The 17,170-nt window shown below is 72.2% G+C and carries 16 protein-coding genes; 11 read left to right on the top strand and 5 right to left on the bottom strand.

The window, feature by feature from the left end:
• Window position 1: 1 nt before the first annotated feature.
• On the bottom strand, window positions 2-736 hold the full coding sequence (locus tag NFT33_RS18970; protein ID WP_251677705.1) for a retropepsin-like aspartic protease family protein: 735 nt from the start codon (window positions 734-736) through the stop codon (window positions 2-4).
• Window positions 737-940: 204 nt separating this feature from the next.
• Here NFT33_RS18970 and NFT33_RS18965 point away from each other — a divergent pair, with 204 nt between their 5' ends.
• From NFT33_RS18965 to NFT33_RS18935, 7 genes are read left to right on the top strand one after another with little or no spacing between them, the layout of a single operon-like run.
• The gene (locus NFT33_RS18965) at window positions 941-1,390 is read left to right on the top strand and encodes a type IV pilin protein (RefSeq protein WP_149503998.1); all 450 of its coding nucleotides are present in this window, start codon (window positions 941-943) and stop codon (window positions 1,388-1,390) included.
• Entirely contained in the window at window positions 1,384-2,007 is a 624-nt protein-coding gene (locus NFT33_RS18960; RefSeq protein WP_251677704.1) for a prepilin-type N-terminal cleavage/methylation domain-containing protein, read from the top strand. The genes NFT33_RS18965 and NFT33_RS18960 overlap by 7 nt, the downstream gene beginning before the upstream one ends.
• Before the next feature lie 22 nt (window positions 2,008-2,029).
• Window positions 2,030-2,458: a type IV pilus modification protein PilV gene (gene pilV / locus NFT33_RS18955; RefSeq protein WP_251677703.1), complete on the top strand. Its 429-nt coding sequence runs from the start codon at window positions 2,030-2,032 to the stop codon at window positions 2,456-2,458.
• Window positions 2,455-3,681, top strand: a complete 1,227-nt coding sequence (locus tag NFT33_RS18950; protein ID WP_251677702.1) for a PilW family protein — start codon at window positions 2,455-2,457, stop codon at window positions 3,679-3,681. Before pilV ends, NFT33_RS18950 begins: the two co-directional genes overlap by 4 nt.
• Entirely contained in the window at window positions 3,678-4,271 is a 594-nt protein-coding gene (locus NFT33_RS18945) for a hypothetical protein (RefSeq protein WP_139330729.1), read from the top strand. The genes NFT33_RS18950 and NFT33_RS18945 overlap by 4 nt, the downstream gene beginning before the upstream one ends.
• Before the next feature lie 37 nt (window positions 4,272-4,308).
• Window positions 4,309-8,391: a pilus assembly protein gene (locus NFT33_RS18940; RefSeq protein ID WP_251677701.1), complete on the top strand. Its 4,083-nt coding sequence runs from the start codon at window positions 4,309-4,311 to the stop codon at window positions 8,389-8,391.
• Window positions 8,388-9,023 carry a hypothetical protein gene (locus NFT33_RS18935; RefSeq protein WP_251677700.1) on the top strand — a complete coding sequence of 212 codons (636 nt, stop codon included), beginning with the start codon at window positions 8,388-8,390 and terminating at the stop codon, window positions 9,021-9,023. The genes NFT33_RS18940 and NFT33_RS18935 overlap by 4 nt, the downstream gene beginning before the upstream one ends.
• On the opposite strand, the gene NFT33_RS18930 is transcribed toward NFT33_RS18935, so the two are convergent.
• Window positions 8,978-9,466, bottom strand: coding sequence for a hypothetical protein (locus NFT33_RS18930; protein ID WP_251677699.1), 489 nt, complete (start codon window positions 9,464-9,466; stop codon window positions 8,978-8,980). The genes NFT33_RS18935 and NFT33_RS18930 overlap by 46 nt on opposite strands.
• Before the next feature lie 80 nt (window positions 9,467-9,546).
• Between NFT33_RS18930 and NFT33_RS18925 the strand changes: the two genes are divergently transcribed.
• The 4 genes from NFT33_RS18925 to NFT33_RS18910 all read left to right on the top strand — a co-directional run bounded on the left by NFT33_RS18925 (window position 9,547) and on the right by NFT33_RS18910 (window position 14,470).
• A complete protein-coding gene (locus NFT33_RS18925; RefSeq protein WP_251677698.1) occupies window positions 9,547-10,521 on the top strand; it encodes an MBL fold metallo-hydrolase in 975 nt (324 codons plus the stop codon).
• A 306-nt stretch (window positions 10,522-10,827) separates the two neighbouring features.
• Window positions 10,828-11,910, top strand: coding sequence for an acyltransferase family protein (locus NFT33_RS18920; RefSeq protein WP_251677697.1), 1,083 nt, complete (start codon window positions 10,828-10,830; stop codon window positions 11,908-11,910).
• A 45-nt stretch (window positions 11,911-11,955) separates the two neighbouring features.
• A complete protein-coding gene (trhP, locus tag NFT33_RS18915) occupies window positions 11,956-13,338 on the top strand; it encodes a prephenate-dependent tRNA uridine(34) hydroxylase TrhP (protein ID WP_259373351.1) in 1,383 nt (460 codons plus the stop codon).
• Window positions 13,339-13,363: 25 nt separating this feature from the next.
• Window positions 13,364-14,470, top strand: coding sequence for an MBL fold metallo-hydrolase (locus tag NFT33_RS18910; protein ID WP_220786161.1), 1,107 nt, complete (start codon window positions 13,364-13,366; stop codon window positions 14,468-14,470).
• Between the two features lie 7 nt (window positions 14,471-14,477).
• Here the strand turns inward: NFT33_RS18910 and NFT33_RS18905 are convergent, their stop codons facing one another.
• From NFT33_RS18905 to NFT33_RS18895, 3 genes are read right to left on the bottom strand one after another with little or no spacing between them, the layout of a single operon-like run.
• The gene (locus NFT33_RS18905; RefSeq protein WP_251677696.1) at window positions 14,478-15,242 is read right to left on the bottom strand and encodes a LamB/YcsF family protein; all 765 of its coding nucleotides are present in this window, start codon (window positions 15,240-15,242) and stop codon (window positions 14,478-14,480) included.
• A gap of 28 nt (window positions 15,243-15,270) precedes the next feature.
• Complete coding sequence (locus tag NFT33_RS18900; RefSeq protein ID WP_251677695.1) at window positions 15,271-16,326, bottom strand: 5-oxoprolinase subunit C family protein; 1,056 nt, start codon at window positions 16,324-16,326, stop codon at window positions 15,271-15,273.
• Window positions 16,323-17,105: a 5-oxoprolinase subunit B family protein gene (locus tag NFT33_RS18895; protein ID WP_251677694.1), complete on the bottom strand. Its 783-nt coding sequence runs from the start codon at window positions 17,103-17,105 to the stop codon at window positions 16,323-16,325. The genes NFT33_RS18900 and NFT33_RS18895 overlap by 4 nt, the downstream gene beginning before the upstream one ends.
• Window positions 17,106-17,170: the final 65 nt, after the last annotated feature.

Here is a 17,170-nt window from a genome sequence, read left to right as displayed (position 1 = left end):
CTCACGGCGGCGGCGCCACCGACAGCGTCAGCCGCCCCTGTCCCCACTGCAGGTGAAAGTCCTGCAGGAAGCTGTTGCCGTACAGCACATAGGGCAGATCGACATCGATGACGACCGCGTCGACATCGCGCGCCTCCAGCGGCCCGAGCCGCACGCGGTCGATCCTCACCCGCCGCCCGACACTGCGTCCGGCAGCGGTCTGCACGTCGACCTCGCGGCCGCCCTGCTCCGGCAGGCCGAGCCGGCGCGCCTGCGCCGCCGGCACCACCATCACGCTCGCGCCGGTGTCGACCACGCCGCTGATCGCGCGGCCGTTGATCTCGCCCTCGCCGCGGTAGAGCCGGTCGCCGCCGGCCTGCAGCACCAGCCGCTCCGGCATCGGCATGCCGCGCGCGGGCGAGCCGACCCGCACCGGCGTGCTGCCCAGCCGCTGCGGCGCCCGGCCCGGGCCGGTCTCGAGCAGCAGCGCACCGCCGGGCGCGCGGCGCACCACCATGCCGTCGACCGCCTCGCCCACCCGGACCACCCGGGTGCGGCCGTCGATGATCAGCACCACCTGCTCGCCCATCGACCCGCCCAGCGCGACCGAGGCCCCGGCGCCATCGCCACCGCTCGACAGCACCCGCGCGCCAGAGGGCGCGGGCTGTGCGGACAGCACCCAGGGCTGGGCCGCGACGGCCAGCGCGAGCCAGCGCCAGCCATGCAGCCAGCGCCCGCGGGGGGGCTTCGGGTTCATCCAGGAGGCTCCGCTGAAGGCAGACGAAAAGTGAAGGCGGGACGATGAGACGAGAAAACGGCCCGAGGCTAAGCGCCACGCCGGGCGGGCACCGCCGGGATAAGCGCGGCACGCAGGCGTTTTCTTCCGCTCAAGTTCGGGGCCCGGACGGCCGTAAACCCGGGACGAGCCCCGCGCTCGCAGCCTGCCCGGAGAGCCGTGATCGTGAGCCCTGTTCCTTCCCGTCCCGATGCGCCCGAGGGGGTGCCGCGCGGCTTCACCCTGGTGGAGCTGATGATCGTCATCACCGTGATCGGCATCCTCGCGGCCTTCGCCTACCCGAGCTACCGCCGCCATGTGCAGCGCGGCGAGGTGGCCCAGGCCACCCGGGCGCTGTCCGAGGTGCGTGCGGCGATGGAGCAGCATTTCCTCAGCAACGGCAGCTACGCCGGCGGCCCCTGCACCGAGAGCCGCACGGTCGCCAGCTTCACGGTGGTCTGCGCCAGCGCGCCCAGCGCCTCGAGCTACACCCTCACCGCCACCGGCAGCGGCCCGACCGCCGGCTTTGCCTACACCCTCGACCAGAACGGCCGCGAGCGCAGCACCGCGCTGCCCGCCGACTGGGGCACCGCCCCGGCGGGCTGCTGGATCCTGCGCGCCGGGAGAACATGCTGAAGCCTGAGCCCTCCGTGCATCGGCGCGGGCCCGCCCGGCCCGGCGGCTTCACGCTGGTGGAGCTGCTGGTGACGCTGGGCGTGCTCGCGCTGCTGCTGCTGGCCGCCACCCCGCCGCTGGCCACCTGGGCGGCCAATGCACGGGTGCGGGGCGTGGCCGAGCGGATCGGCAACGATCTGCGCCTGACCCAGGCCGAGGCGCTGCGACGCCACCGGCTGACGGTGTTCGCGCTGACCACCAGCGCACCCGACCTCGGCTCCGCGCCCGGCGCGAACGGCAGCGCCTGGTTCGCTCAGGCCCTGCCCCGCCTGGCCGGCGAGGCGACCGGCGACAGCACGCTCTTCATCCTGGGCAGCTCGAAGGCCCGGCAGGAGCAGGTCACGCTGAGCGGTCCGGCGCTGCTGTGCTTCAACATGATCGGCCGGCCGGTCAGCAGCAGCAGCACCGGGCTGGGCGCGAACTGCAGCGCGCCGACCACGCTGACCCGCCCGATCGTCTATCGCGCCAGCGCCGCCGGCGCCGATCGACCGCTCGAGGTGCATGTCTTCGCCGGCGGGCGGGTGCGCGTCTGCGACCCGGCGCGCTCCCTGGCGGCCGGCCAGACCGACGGCTGCTGAGCCGGCCGGAAGGAGCAGGACGATGTCTTCCGCGATGCATTCCCCTCGCCCCGGCGCGGAACGCCGCCGCCCGGCCCGGGGCGTCTCGCTGATCGAAGTGCTGGTGGCGCTGCTGGTGCTGTCGATCGGCGTGCTCGGGCTGGCCGCGCTGCATGGCCGGGCGCTGCAGCATGCGGTCGATGCCGAGGACCGGCTGCGCGCGGCGCTGCTGGCCGAGCGCCTCGGCAGCGAGATGTGGCTGCGCGGCAGCGTCAGCCTGCCGGCCAGCGTGATCGCCACCTGGCAGGCCCAGGTGCAGGACACGGCCACCCACGGCCTGCCCAATGCGATCGGCACGGTAGGCACGCCCGACAGCGGCGGCGGCGTCACCATCACCGTGCGCTGGCGTCCGCCCTCGCGCGATGCGGCGCTGGCCAGCCACCAGTACCAGACCCGGGTGGTGCTGCCATGAGTGCAGGAACATCACGTCCGGGACAGCGGCCTCGGCGCGGGCATCAGGCCGGCCTGACGCTGGTCGAACTGCTGGTCGCGCTGCTGATCGGCGCCTTCATCACGCTGGCGGTGGTGGGCGTGCTGGGCGCCGGCGAGACCAGCCGTCGGCGCACGCTCGACGGCGGCGACACCCTGCAGGTCGGCGCGCATGCGATGTCGCAGCTCGACCGGATGCTGCGCAGCGCCGGCTCGGGCTATGCGCAGTCGGCCTCGCACCTGTTCGGCTGCCGGCTGCATGCGGTGCGATCGGGCACCCAGATCCTGCCGCGGCCGGCGGGCTCGCCGCTGCCGGCGCCCTTCGCCGCGGTCAGCACCGGCAGCAGCGGGGTGTTCCGGCTCGCGCCGGCGCTGATCGCCGCCGGCCAGACCACGCCCGATCTCAGCGGGCGCGCCTCCGATGTGCTGATCCTGATGAGCGGCCAGAGCGGGCAGTCCGAGATGCCGATGGGCTTCGCCGGCGATGCCAGCGCCACCACCCTGAACCTCGACAGCACCGTGGGCCTGAGCGGCGGCGCGCTGCTGCTGATCGGCGACCGCCAGCCTGCAGCCACCGGCACCGCGCCCTGCCTGATCAGCGAGGTCTCCGCCAGCTTCGACGCCAGCGCCGGGCGCGGCAGCGTGCCGCTGGCCGGCACCTACTACGCCGCCACCGTCGACAGCGCGGCGCTGACCGGCTTCTCGGTCTCGGCGACCGCGCATGCGATCGGCCATGTCGGCAACGGCAACCCGCCGCTGATGCAGCTCGTCGGCGTCGGCGACGGCGGGCTGCTGGCCACCTACGACCTGCTGCAGACCAGCACGCCGGCGCTGCAGGCCCTGGCCGACGGCGTGTTCGCGCTGCATGCCCGCTACGGCATCGACACCGATGGCGACCGGGTGCTCGACCGCTGGACCACCGCCGGCGGCGACTACGCCATCGCCGCGCTGATGGACGGCTCGGCTGCCGCCAACGCACGGCTTCGCACCATCGTGGCGATGCGCGTCGGCCTGGTGATGCGCTCGGCCCGACCCGACCCGGATGCCGACGAGAACAAGCCGCCCACCGACGCCACGCTGACCCTGTTCGCCGATCTGGGCAGTAGCCTGCGCCAGACGCTCTCGCTGACGAAGGCCGAGCGGCTCTTCCGCTACCGCACGCTGGAGATCACCGTGCCGATGCGCAACCTGCTGATGCTGCAATGAAGGCCCGCCCCCGTCTTCCCGGCCGCCGCATGCGGGGCCTGGCGCTGCTGTTCACGCTGATCGCGCTGGCGGTCATGCTGGCGGGCGCGCTGTCGCTGATCCGCGCGCTGGATGTCGGGCTGCTGCAGGCCGGTCAGTACGGCCAGCGCCGCGACCTGATCAACCAGGCCGAGCGCGGCTTCGCGCAGGCGCGGCTGCTGCTGGCCAGCGGCGCGCTGTCGACCGAGGCGGCCCGGCAGAGTTCGCTGGGCTCGGCCAACTACTCCGCCCGCCGCCTGGCCAGCAATGCCCAGGGCATTCCGACGCTGCTGCTGAGCGACGCGGCCTTCGCCGCGGCCGGCATGACCGGCGCCGATCTGGTCGACAGCGCCAGCGGCGTGACGGTGCGCTGGGTCATCGACCGGCTCTGCCTGGCCGAAGGCGAGGTGCTGGCCACCGCCTGCGCGATCGACAGCAGCCTGCTCGACAGCGCCGCCGACGACCGCTACCGCCTGGTCAAGTCCGAGGTGCGGCCGGTGCTGCGGGTGAGCGTGCGCGCCACCGGCCCGCGCGGCACCCAGGCCTTCTTCCAGACCACCCTGACACGATGACCCCGCCGAGCCTGCACGACCTTTCCGGAGCCGCCCCATGATGTCCGCCGAACGATCCCCGCGCTGGTGGCGCCGCATCGCGCCGGCCCTGCTCGCGCCGCTGCAGATGCTGGCCCTGCTCGCGCTGGCCCCTGCCCCGGCGCGTGCCATCGATCTGGCCGACGCACCGCTGTTCTCCGCAACCAGCGTGCCGGGCAACCTGCTGCTGGCGCTGTCGGTCGAATTCCCGACCGCCAGCACGCCGGCCTACCTCAACACCAGCGCCTACAGCAGCGCCACCAGCTACATCGGCTACTTCGATCCGGACAAGTGCTACCGCTACATGCACAACGCGACGACGCCGACCGACAGCCACTTCGCCCCCTACAGCCTGACGGCCACCCGCACCTGCGTCTCGACCGCGCTGCTGCCGCTGTGGAGCGGCAACTGGCTGAACTGGGCCTCGACCCAGACGCTCGACGCCTTCCGCTGGGCCATGACCGGCGGCACGCGCAAGGTCGACACCACCACGCAGACCATCCTGCAGAAGACCCGCCATCCCGGCTTGGGCTACTTCCCCGACAAGGTCACGCCCACCGCGGCCACCGTCAGCGGCGCCACGCCCTTCACCTCGGCCGCGGTCGTCACCGCGATCAACGGCCAGGGCGTGGCGATGACGGTCAGCACCGATGCGGCGCTGGAGTGCACCTTCACGCTCAATGCCGACGGCACCGGCTCGGCCTCGTGCACCACCAGCATGCGCACGCTGAGCTGCAGCATGGGCAGCCTGACCAGCTGCAGCAGCAGCGTGAGCACGCCCCAGCACAGCCTGTCATGCACGCGCAGCACCAGCAACGGCGGGTCTTCATACAGCTACAGCTGCACCAACACCCAGGGCAGCGCGGTGAGCTGCGCCACCAGCAGTCCGATCAGCCGCCCCTCGAGCGGATCGGCGACCGGCAGCTGCAGCGCCCCGCTGGCCGCGATCGTCGACTACAGCAACCAGTCAGGGCTGGGCGGCACGATCGCCAGCCGCACGCCCTACCGGATCTACATCCAGCCCCAGGTCTGCGATCCGCTGATCGGGCTGGAGAGCAACTGCACGAAGTACGGCACCACCGCCAGCCCCATCCACAAGCCCGAAGGCCTGATGCAGAAGTACGCCTCGAAGCTGCGCTACTCGGCCTTCGGCTACCTGAACGACAACAGCAGCGCCCGCGACGGCGGCGTGATGCGCGCGCGCATGAAGTACATCGGCCCGACCCAGCCGGTGCCCGGCTCGAGCGCGATCGGCAACAGCCGGGCCGAGTGGGACGGCAGCACCGGCATCATGCTGGCCAATCCCGACACCGCCGACACCAGCGCCACCATCGCCTTCGCGCAGGCGCAGACCGGGCTGACGCCGACGCTGCAGTACAGCGGCGTCATGAACTACCTCAACCGCTTCGGCTCGGCCACCGGCCTCTACAAGAGCTACGACCCGCTCGGCGAGCTGTACTACGCCGGGCTGCGCTACTACCGCAAGCTCGGCCCGGTGGCGTCCTACAGCAGCCTGAGCGGCATCGGCTCGACCGCGGCGCTGAACAACGTGATCGACGGCTTCCCGGTCATCACCCGCTGGGACGATCCGATCGTCTACAGCTGCCAGAAGAACTTCATCATCGGCATCGGCGACGTCAACACCTGGAACGATGCCAACCTGCAGGGCAGCACCATCCGCACCAGCGCCGAGCCGGCCCTGCCTGCCGAGGTCGCCGCCGACACCGGCATCGACGTCAAGAAGGCCACCGACATGGTCGGCCAGCTCGAGGGCATCGCCAACCTGGGCAGCTACTCGTCCGGACGCAACAACAGCTACTTCATCGCCGGCCTGGCCTACCACGCGCACACCAATGACCTGCGCAGCGACCTGAGCGGCGCGCAGACGGTCAACACCTTCTGGGTCGACGTGCTGGAGAACCAGTACTACCTGCCCAGGAACCAGTTCTGGCTGGCCGCGAAGTACGGCGGCTTCGAGGTGCCCGGCGGCTTCCAGCCCTACGCCAGCACCAATTCGAGCTCGACGCTCCCGCAGAGCGCCTGGTACACCAACACCGACACCGTCGGCTCGAACCTGCGCCCGGACAACTACTACACCGGCGGCCTGGCCGCGCAGATGGTCTCCGGCCTGACCAAGGCCTTCGCGAAGATCGCCCAGCAGGCCTCGGCCGCCACCTCGACCGCCTTCGCGTCGACCTCGCTGAACGAGGCGACCAGCGGCAACGCCAGCTACGCGGCCAGCTACGATCCGAGCACCTGGACCGGCACGCTGCTGGGGCTGTCGGTCAGCTACGCCAGCGATGGCACGCCCTCGTCCACCGAGGTCTGGAACGCGCGCACGCGGCTGGCCTCGACCCTGCCGACGAACCGCAGGATCGTGACCTGCTGCACCGTCACCGGCACCGCCCTGCCCTTTCGCAGCGCCAGCCTGGGCGCGGCGGCCCTGTCGCCGCGCACCTACTACGCCTCGTTCTCCGCGGTGCCGGGGGTGGAGGCCACCGCGCAGTCGGCGGCGAACTTCCTGGACTATCTGCGCGGCGACCGCACCCGCGAGCAGTCCGCCGGCGGCGTGTACCGCAGCCGCAGCGCGGTGCTGGGCGACATCGTCAACTCGAAGGTCAACGCGGTCGGCGCGCCCTCGGCGCCCTACTTCGACGCCACCAATCCGGGCTACAACACCTTCCGGCGCAGCCTCTCGGCAAGGCGCACCGTCGTCTATGTCGGCGCCAACGACGGCATGATGCATGCCTTCGACGGCAGCCTGAGCGGCACCACCGCCGGCACCGAGCTGTTCGCCTATGTGCCCAGCTTCGTCTACGGCAGCAGCAGCACCGCCGCGACCCGCGGCCTGGCCGCGCTGGGCAATCCGTCCTACGAGCACCGCCCGTATGTCGACGCCACGCCGCTGGCCTTCGACGTCGACTTCGCCCGCGTCGGCGGCGCCTCGCCGGCGGCGACCACCTCGGACTGGCGCACCATCCTGATCGGCGGCCTGGGCAGCGGCGGCCGCGGCTACTACGCGATCGACGTGACCCAGCCCGACAGCTGGACCAGCGAGGAGGTGGTCGCCTCCAAGGTGCTGTGGGAATACACCGACGCCTCGCTGGGCTACGGTCACGGCGACGCGCGGGTGGTCAAGACCGCCAAGTACGGCTGGACCGTGGTCATCGCCTCCGGCTACAACACGCCCGACGGCAGCGCCTCGATCCACCTGCTCAACCCGAAGACCGGTGCGCTCTACGAGAAGATCACGCTCTCGGGCAGCACGCTGGCCGCGCCCTACGACGTCGCGCATGTCACCGCCTTCATCCCGGACCTGACCGACTACACCGCCACCGCGCTCTACGCCGGCGACCTGCAGGGCAACCTCTGGCGCATCGATGTCAGCCGTGCCAGCGGCAGCTATCCCGCGGCGCTGAAGTTCGCGCGGCTGACCGATGCCTCGGGCATCGGCCAGCCGGTGACCACGCCGGTGCGGGTGATGGTCGAGCCGAATTCCGGCAAGCGCTACCTGCTGGTCGGCACCGGCCGGCTGCTGGCCGACAGCGACATCGCCAGCACCCAGACCCAGACCTTCTACGCGATCATCGACGGCACCGCCAGCGCGATGTACACCGACTCGACCCTGCCGGCCGGCGTGAGCTTCCCCGTGACCCGCGCCAAGCTGGCGGCCAACACCGACCTGCTCGTCGGCATCGGCAGTGCGCCGACCGCGCCGATGGGCTGGTACCGCGACCTGGGCAGCGGCCCGACCGGCATCGCCGAGCGCGTGACCCTCGCGCCGACCGTCACCCAGGGCCTGGTCGGCGTGGCGCTGAACCTGCCCGGCGGCGATGCCTGCACGCCTTCCGGCACCAGCCGGGTGCTGGCGGTCAGCTTCGCCGACGGCAGGAGCATGCTGACCGACAGCAGCGGCAACGCGGTCGCGCTGAGCGCCTCCAGCGACGGACTGGCCTCGGACATCAGCTTCAAGAACATCGGCGGCAAGGTGCGGCTGGTGGCCGGACGCAGCGGCGGCGGCGTGAGCAACCAGCCCGGCACCTTCGGCCGCGGCGGCACGCTGCGCCGGCTGAACTGGCGCGAAGTGCCGATGCAGCAATGAGGCCGTCCGGCCTGCTGCTGGGCGCGCCGGTGCTGCTGCTGCACCTGCTGGTGCTGCAGCTGGTCCCTCATCCGATGCCACCGCCGCCAGAGCAGCCGCGGCCGGCGGGGCCGGACACCGCGTCCCGGCCGCTGCAGATCCGGCTGGCAGCGACGCCCCCACAGCCATCCGAGAGGCCAGCGGATCGGCCAGCGGATCGGCCAGCGGAGATGCCCGCGACGGCCACGCCGCCGAGCACGCGGCCAGAAGCCCCGCCACCACGCCACGCCGCGCCGGAAACCGCCGTCGCCGGGCTCGATCTGCCGCCGCGGCCGGTCTCGGCGCCCGACACCACGCTGCTCGAGGCGCTGGCCGCTCAGCCGCTCAGCGGACTGCCCTTGCGCCTGGCGCTGGACATCGATGCCTCGGGCCGGCTGGTCGGCCTGGAGGTGCTGCAGATCGAGCCGATCGACACGGTCGCGCTGCCGGCGCTGCAGCGCATGTTCGAGGCCACCCGCTTCCTGCCGGCCCGGCGGGACGGCCGCGATGTGGCGGCACGGCTGGAGATCGAGCTGCAGCTCGGGCCGGTGCCCGCGGCCGGCGAGGATCAGGGCAGCGCGCCCGGGCCGGCCGCCGGCGCCGCCTCGTCCTGAGATCCCGGCCAGTGCAGATGCAGCCGTGCCAGCGCAGCGGTGCCGATCTGCACCACCGCCTGGCGGCTGTGGCCACCGCTGCGGGCCTGCACGGTGTAGCGCCCGGCCGGCAGGCGCACATCGACATAGGGGCCGGCATCCGCCAGGCGCAGCCGCTCCTGCCCACGCGCATCGACGATGGACAGCTCGGCCCCCGCGACATAGGAAGAGCGCCGCCCCTCCGAGAGCAGGATGCGCAGATTGAACTGGCGCAGCCGGCGATCGAGCACCATGCGCGACTCGGCGCCGTCGCCGCCGCTCTGGTAGGGCGTGCCCTGCCAGTCCTTCACGCCAGCATCCGCGCCGACCTCGGCGGCATGCGGCACGTCGCCCGGCGGCGCGGCCACGGCGGCACCGGCCACCAGCATCAGGATCGACAGGACAGGACCGGGAAACAGCGTCATGCCGGCAGCTTAGCGAGAGTGACAGCCGCGCCGGCGCGTGCGTGGCATGCTGTTTCAACAGTCACCTCCGCCGCCCACCCATGAACCTGCCCACGCACACCACCGACCTCGGCCACGGCATCTTCGCGATCGACACCGGCTTCGAGCGCGAGGACTTCGATGCCGCCTACCTGATCGTCGACACCGGCCGCGCCGCCTTCATCGACACCGGCCACAACGCCGCGGTGCCGCGGCTGCTCGAGGCGCTCGACGCCATCGGCCTGCCGCGCGAGGCGGTCGACTGGGTCATCCCGACCCATGTGCATCTGGACCATGCCGGCGGCGCCGGCCTGCTGATGCGCCATCTGCCCGGCGCCCGTGCGCTGATCCATCCGCGCGGCGCCCGGCACCTGATCGACCCGGCCGCGCTGGTCGAGGGCGCACGCGCCGTCTACGGCGTCGAGGTGGTGCGCCAGACCTACGGCACGATCGAGCCGATCGAGGCCGCACGCGTCGTCGAGAGCCATGACGGCCAGCGCATCCCGCTCGGCTCGCGCGAGCTGCTGCTGATCGACACGCCCGGGCATGCGCGCCACCACCACTGCATCTGGGACGAACGCAGCCGCGGCTGGTTCACCGGCGACACCTTCGGCATCAGCTACCGCGAGTTCGATGGCGCGGACGGCGCCTGGATCTTTCCGAGCACGACGCCGGTGCAGTTCGAGCCCGAGGCGCTGCGCAGCTCGGTGCAGCGAATGATGGCGATGCAGCCGCAGTGCCTGTACCCGACCCACTTCGGCCGGGTCGGCGGCGTCGAGCGGCTGGCGGCGCAGTTCCTCGCCACGCTGGATCGCTTCGAGGCCGACGGCCTGGCCCTGCTGGCGCGCCTGCCCGACGACGCGCCCGCCCGGCTGGCCGCGCTGAAGGAGCAGGTCGCCGCGACGCTGGTCGCGTCCGCGCTGGCCGCCGGCTGTCCGGTGAGCCCCGCGCGCGCCCACGAGCTGCTCGCGCTCGACATCGAGCTCAATGCCCAGGGCATGGCGGTGTGGCTTTCTCGCATCGGGCGCACCCCCTGAAGTGCAGGGGCCGGCCCCCGGCGCCTGCAACATGTGCATCTTTGTGAAACAGTGATTTTTTGTATCTCTGGCACGCGATTGCCACTTCCGGCACGGCAAAGAGAGACCCAGCGGTACCAATTCAAACCAAGCTGAAGACACGCTGAAGCCGGACTGACGGCACCCTGAAAACATCCATCAGATCAATCACTTGCGGAAACATCTGCCTCACCCCGCGATCCTGCGGGCGAGGTGATCGGCGCGGATTTCGACTCCTAGACTTGGCCTCGGACTGAAACCGATGGCCGCAGCGCCAGGAGAGAAAAGATGGCTGGACAGGGCAATGGCAACACCTCGGGCGGGCATCGCAGTCGTCACGACTGGGTGGACTTCGCCAAGGGTTTCTGCATTGTCGCGGTGGTGACGATGTGGGTGGTCGGCGAGATGCAGGGCTATGTCAACCGGGGCGAAGCCGGCTGGCTGGGCTATTTCGCGGTCTTCGCCAAGCCGTTCCGGATGCCCGACTTCTTCCTGATCTCGGGCCTGTTCCTGTCGCGGGTGATCGACCGGCCCTGGCGCCACTATCTGGACACCAAGGTCGTCCACTATCTGTATTTCTTCGTGCTGTGGACGCTGATCGTGGTGCCGGCGACCTGGCTGCTCGGCCATGACACGCCGGCCACCGCGACCGAAGCCCTGACCGCTCTGGCCTGGCGGCTCTACGACCCCTTCCAGATGCTGTGGTTCGTGATGATGCTGTCGGTCTACTTCGTCGCCACCCGGCTGCTGCGCCGGGTGCCGGTCTGGCTGCTGATGCCCGCGGCCCTGCTGCTGATGCTCTTTCCGCTGGAGACCGGCATCTATCACGTCGACCGCTTCGGGGTCTATTTCGGCTATTTCTATGCCGGCCATGTCTTCGCCGGCCGCTTCTTCGCGATGGCGGACTGGGCGCGTGCGCACCGGCGCCGCGCGGTGGCGATCGTGCTGGTCTGGGCGCTGATCAACGGCACGCTGGTCAAGCTGCAGCTCACCGAGAGCATCCTGGCCACCACCGTGCTCGGCTTCGCCGGCATCAGCGCGGTGGTCGTCATCAGCGCGCTGGTGAGCGAGCAGCGCTGGGCCGGTCTGCTGAAGTACCTGGGGCGCACCTCGATCACCGTCTACCTCGGCTTCTACCTGCCGATGATCGTGCTGGTGCCGCTGCTGCGCGGCTCGGCCATCGGCCAGCAGCACAGCCTGGTGGGCACGCTGGCGCTGGTGGGCTGCATCGGCGGCGCGGTGCTGATGGCGGAGATCGCCCGCCGCATCGGCCTGGGCTTCCTGTACGAGCGCCCGTCCTGGGCCCGGCTGGCGCCAGCCCGCGCCACGCCGCAGGCGACCGACGAGCGCAAGCGCCAGCAGCCGGCCTGACCCCCTGCACGCCACCCGGGCACGCGCAGCGTGGACAATGGCGGGGTGAAACCCGTCTTCTCCCCCGAACTGCTGCTTCCCGCCGGCTCGCTCGCCAAGATGCGCGCCGCCTACGACTTCGGCGCCGATGCCGTCTATGCCGGCCAGCCGCGCTACAGCTTGCGAGCGCGCAACAACGAGTTCCGGCTCGAACAGATCGGCCAGGGCATCGCCGAGGCGCATGCCCGGGGCCGCAAGTTCTTCGTCACCAGCAACCTGATCGCGCACAACGACAAGGTGCGCACCTACCTGCGCGACATCGAGCCGGTCATCGACCTCAAGCCCGACGCGCTGATCATGGCCGACCCCGGCCTGATCATGCAGGTGCGCGAGAAGTGGCCCGAGGTGCCGATCCACCTCTCGGTGCAGGCCAACACCACCAACTCGGCGACGGTGAAGTTCTGGCAGCGCGCCGGCATCAGCCGCATCATCCTGTCGCGCGAGCTCAGCCTCGACGAGATCGAATCGATCCGCCAGGACTGCCCGGACATGGAGCTGGAGGTCTTCGTGCATGGCGCGCTGTGCATCGCCTACTCGGGCCGCTGCCTGCTGTCGGGCTACTTCAACCGCCGCGACCCCAACCAGGGCACCTGCACCAACGCCTGCCGCTGGGACTACAAGACCCACGCCGCCGACGACCAGGCCAGCGACGCAGGCGACGCCCAGCCGACGAAGCTGGAGAGCGACTTCGACTTCGCCGCCGCGCAGCAGGAGGCCGAGAGCGCCTTCGCCGCCACCTCGACCTGCGGCGGCGGCTCGCGCCATCCGCTGGCCGACCGGGTCTACCTGCTCGAGGAAAAGGAGCGACCGGGCCAGCTGATGCCGATCATGGAAGACGAGCACGGCACCTACATCATGAACAGCAAGGATCTGCGTGCGGTCGAGCATGTGGCCCGGCTGGCGAAGATCGGCGTGGACTCGCTGAAGATCGAAGGCCGCACCAAGAGCCTCTACTACGTCGCGCGCACCGCGCAGGTCTACCGCCGCGCGATCGACGACGCGGTGGCGGGCCGGCCCTTCAATCCCGAGCTGCTGCTCGAGCTCGAAGGCCTGGCCAACCGCGGCTACACCGGCGGCCTGCTCGAGCGCCGCCCGAGCCAAGACTACCAGAACTACATCACCGGCCACTCGGTCGCGCACCGCAGCCAGTTCGTCGGCGAGGTGAAGAGCGTGCGCGAGGACGGCTGGGCCGAGGTCGAGACCAAGAACCGCTTCGCGGTCGGCGACACGCTCGAGATCATCCACCCCTCGGGCAACCGCCGCGTCAGGCTCGAACGCATGACCAGCCTGGAGGGCGCACCGGTCGAGGTCGCCCCGGGCAGCCCGGTGCGGGTCTGGGTGCCGCTGGAGGGGCCGAGCGAAGGTGCGCTGATCGCGCGCATGCTGTGATCCGGCGTGACCTGAGCCGCGTCCGATGAAGCGCCTCATCTTCGTGCAGCGCCGCCGACGTCGGCTCTGGCCGGCCGGCCTGGCACTGCTGGCCGCACTCGGTCTGGGTTCGGCCTGGTGGGCCGCTGCCGGCGACCGGGAGCACGCGCCGGCCGTCGCCACGCCGCCCGCCCACCACACCGCCGAGGGCTTTCGCAACCGCGACGGCAGCACCATCGACAAGTCGCAGTGGGAGGTCTGGCGCTGGCAGCTGAGCCGCCGGGATCCGCCGCGCCCGCAGCCGCCGCTTCCGGTGGTCGCGCCCGACCTGCAGGCGCCCGAGCCCAACATCACCTGGATCGGCCACTCGACGGTGCTGGCGCGGCTCGGCGGCCTGGCGGTGCTGACCGACCCGCAGTTCTCCGAGCGCGCCTCGCCGGTGTCCTGGGCCGGGCCGAAGCGGGTCGGCGCGCTGCCGCTCACCCCCGCGCAGCTGCCGCACATCGACGTGGTGCTGGTCTCGCACAACCACTATGACCACCTCGACGAGGCCTCGGTGCGGGCGCTGGCGGCGCAGCCGGGCGGCGCGCCGCTGTTCATCGTGCCGCTGAAGCTCAAGGCCTGGTTCGACGACCTGGGCCTGGCCGGACTGCGGGTGGTCGAGCTGGACTGGTGGCAGTCGCATGTCGAGCGCGGCGTCGAGTTCATGCTGACACCCGCCCGGCACTGGTCCAGCCGCACGCCCTTCGACCGGCAGCAGACCCTCTGGGGCGGATTCGCGGTGCTGGCGCCGGAATTCCGGCTGATCTACACCGGCGACACCGGCTACAGCGGCGATTTCGCCGACATCCGCCGGCATCTCGCCCACCGCGGCAGCTTCGACCTGGCGCTGATCCCGGTCGGCTGCTACGAGCCGCGCGAGTTCATGCGCGCGCAGCATGTCAATCCGGCCGACGCGGCGCAGACCCATCTCGACCTGGGCGCCCGGCGCTCGGTCGGCGTGCACTGGGGCACCTTCGAGGGCCTGTGCGACGAGCCGCTGGACCAGGCGCCGCGCGACCTGGCCGCGGCGCGGCGCCAGCTCGGCCTGGCCGACGAGGCCTTCACCGTGCTGAAGCACGGCGAGACGCTGCGGCTGCAGGGCGCGCGCTGAGTCCGCGCTAGAAGGCGCGCACCGCCACGCCAGCGGCTGCCAGACCGGCGCGGATCGCGTCGGCCGCGGCCACCGCGTCCGGTCCGTCGCCGTGAACGCAGATGCTGTCGATCGGCGTCGGCAGCCGATGGCCGTCGATCGCGATCAGCGCGCCGGCCTCGAGCATCGCCAGCACATGCGCCCGGCAGGCCTCGGCGCCGTGGATCATCGCGCCGGGCTGGCGGCGCGGCACCAGCTGGCCGTCGGGCCGATAGGCGCGGTCGGCAAAGATCTCGTGGGCCACCGCCAGCCCGGCGCGCTCGCCGGCGCGGGCCAGCGCCGAGCAGGCCGGCGCCAGCAGCACCAGCTCGCGGTCGAGCACGCGCACCGCGCGCGCCACCGTGTCGGCCAGCGCCTCGTCCGCGCAGGCCAGATTGCTCAGCGCGCCATGCGGCTTGACATGGCGCACCCGGCCGCCCTCGGCCGCGGCCAGCGCCTGCAGCGCGCCGATCTGGTAGATCAGCATCGCCTCCAGCTCGTCCGGCGCCAGGTCCATCCGGCGCCGGCCGAAGCCCTGCAGGTCCGGGAAGGACGGATGCGCGCCCAGCGCGACGCCGCCGGCCAGCGCCCGGCGCACCGTGCGGCGCATCACCAGCGGATCGCCCGCATGGAAGCCGCAGGCGATGTTGGCGCTGCTGACCCGCGCCAGCATCGCGTCGTCGTCGCCCATCGTCCAGGCACCGAAGCTCTCGCCGAGATCGGCATTCAGGTCCACGCTGGCAGGCAGGCTCATGGTCGGTCGAGGCAAGGAAGGAGAAGGTTCAGGGCTCGGCGCGCAGCATGCCGGAGATCAGGTTGTCGCGGTAGAGCGCCTGCTCGTCGATGCCGCCGGGCGGACGCGCCGGCCGCAGCGCCGCGCACCAGGCCTGCCAGCGCACACGCAGCCGAGCCAGGGCCGCACGGGCGCCGGCCCCGTCGACCGCGGCGAAGGTCAGCCGCTCGCCCGGGCGCGCCTGCGCCAGCCGCGGCAGATCGGCGCGGATGACGGTGGCGATCTTCGGGTAGCCGCCGACGGTCTGCGCATCGGCCAGCAGCACGATCGGCTGGCCGTCGGCCGGCACCTGGATCGCGCCGGGCACCACGCCGTCGGAGACGATGTCGGCCGCCGCCGCATCGACATGCGCCAGCGCCGGCCCGGCCAGACGCAGGCCCATGCGATCAAGCGCCGGCGTGACCTGCCAGGCACTGGCCAGCAGCCGCGCCCAGGCCTCGGCAGAGAAATGATCCTGCTGCGGACCGGGCAGCACGCGGATCGGCCCGGCCTCCAGCCAGTCCGGCGCGGCCGCCGCGCACCACAGCCGCCGGTCCTGCGGCGCCAGCGCGCTGCAGCCGAAAGCATCGCCCGGCTGCAGCATGCGCCCGTCCAGCCCGCCCATGCGGGTGCGCAGATGGGTCGCGCGGCTGCCCAGCACCGGCGCCACCCGCACCCCGCCGCTGACCGCCATCCAGGCGCAGCCACCGGACAGCGCCGCCAGATCCAGCATCGCGCCCTCCTCCAGCAGCACGCTCTGCCAGGGCGGCAGCGGCTGCGGGCGCGCCTGCGCGTCGGGGGCCCAGGCGGCGGCGCCGCCCGCCACCGCCACCCGCACCGGCCCCTGCGCTACCCGCAGCCGCAGCGCAGGACCGCGCCATTCCAGGCAGGCCGCCTGCGGCAGGTTGCCCGCCAGCGCATTGGCCGCGCCCGCCATCCAGCCGTCCAGCCAGCCCGACAGCGCCACGCCCTCATGGCGATGACCGACGCGGCCGGCATCCTGCACCGTGCAGCCGGCACCGCCGCGGACCACCTCGAGGCGGCCGTCATGCGCGTCCGGGTTCATGCGTCCTCCGGCATCAGGAAGTCCTCGCGCCGCAGCCGCCCGGCGGCCCAGTCGGCCGCCAGCGCCGCGTGGGTCGGCGCATCGACCGGCTGCCAGCTCAGCCGGTCGCCGGCTGCCAGCCAGGCCGGCGCCTGCGGATGATCCGCCTCGAACAGCGGCAGCGGCAGATGCCCGACCAGCCACCAGCCGCCCGGGCTGTCCCAGGGATAGACGCCGCACAGGCCGGCCGCCAGCGCGACCGAGCCCGCCGGCACCCGGGTGCGCGGCGTGGCGCGACGCGGCAGGTGTAGCGCCTGCGGCAGACCGATCAGGTAGGGAAATCCGGGCATGAAGCCGATCAGCCCGACCCGCAGCACCGCGCGGCACAGGCCGTCGATCACCGCCTCGGGCCGCAGGCCCACGCGTTCGGCCAGCTCGGCCAGGTCGGGCGCGAAGGCCGGCTCGGCGCACAGCGGCAGCCGCCAGTGGCGCCCGGCCGGCAGATCGGCGCCGGGCGCGCCGGCCAGCGCCAGCAGCTGCGCGCCCAGCGCCTCGGCCTCGACCGCCTCGGGCTCGAAATGCACCGTCAGCGAACGCAGCGTCGGCACCAGATCGACCACGCCGGGCAGCCGGGCCGCGCGCACCCGCGCCGCCAGCCGCGCCACCTGCTCGGCCAGCGCCGGATCGAGGCGGCGGCCGAATTCGAGCGTCCAGGCGGCGTCGCCCAGCGGCAGCAGTCGCGGCGAGGTGGGCGGCGATGTGATTGCACTGGGGTCTGCGCTGCCGTCTGCGTGGCTCATGCCCGTTCCAATGAAATGAAAAAGCCCGCCGGGCAGAGGCTCCGGCGGGCTGGATCGGTCAGGGA

This window comes from Sphaerotilus sp. FB-3, assembly GCF_023706025.1.
Taxonomy (GTDB): domain Bacteria; phylum Pseudomonadota; class Gammaproteobacteria; order Burkholderiales; family Burkholderiaceae_C; genus Sphaerotilus; species Sphaerotilus sulfidivorans.
This window is presented reverse-complemented; position numbering and strand designations above follow the sequence as displayed.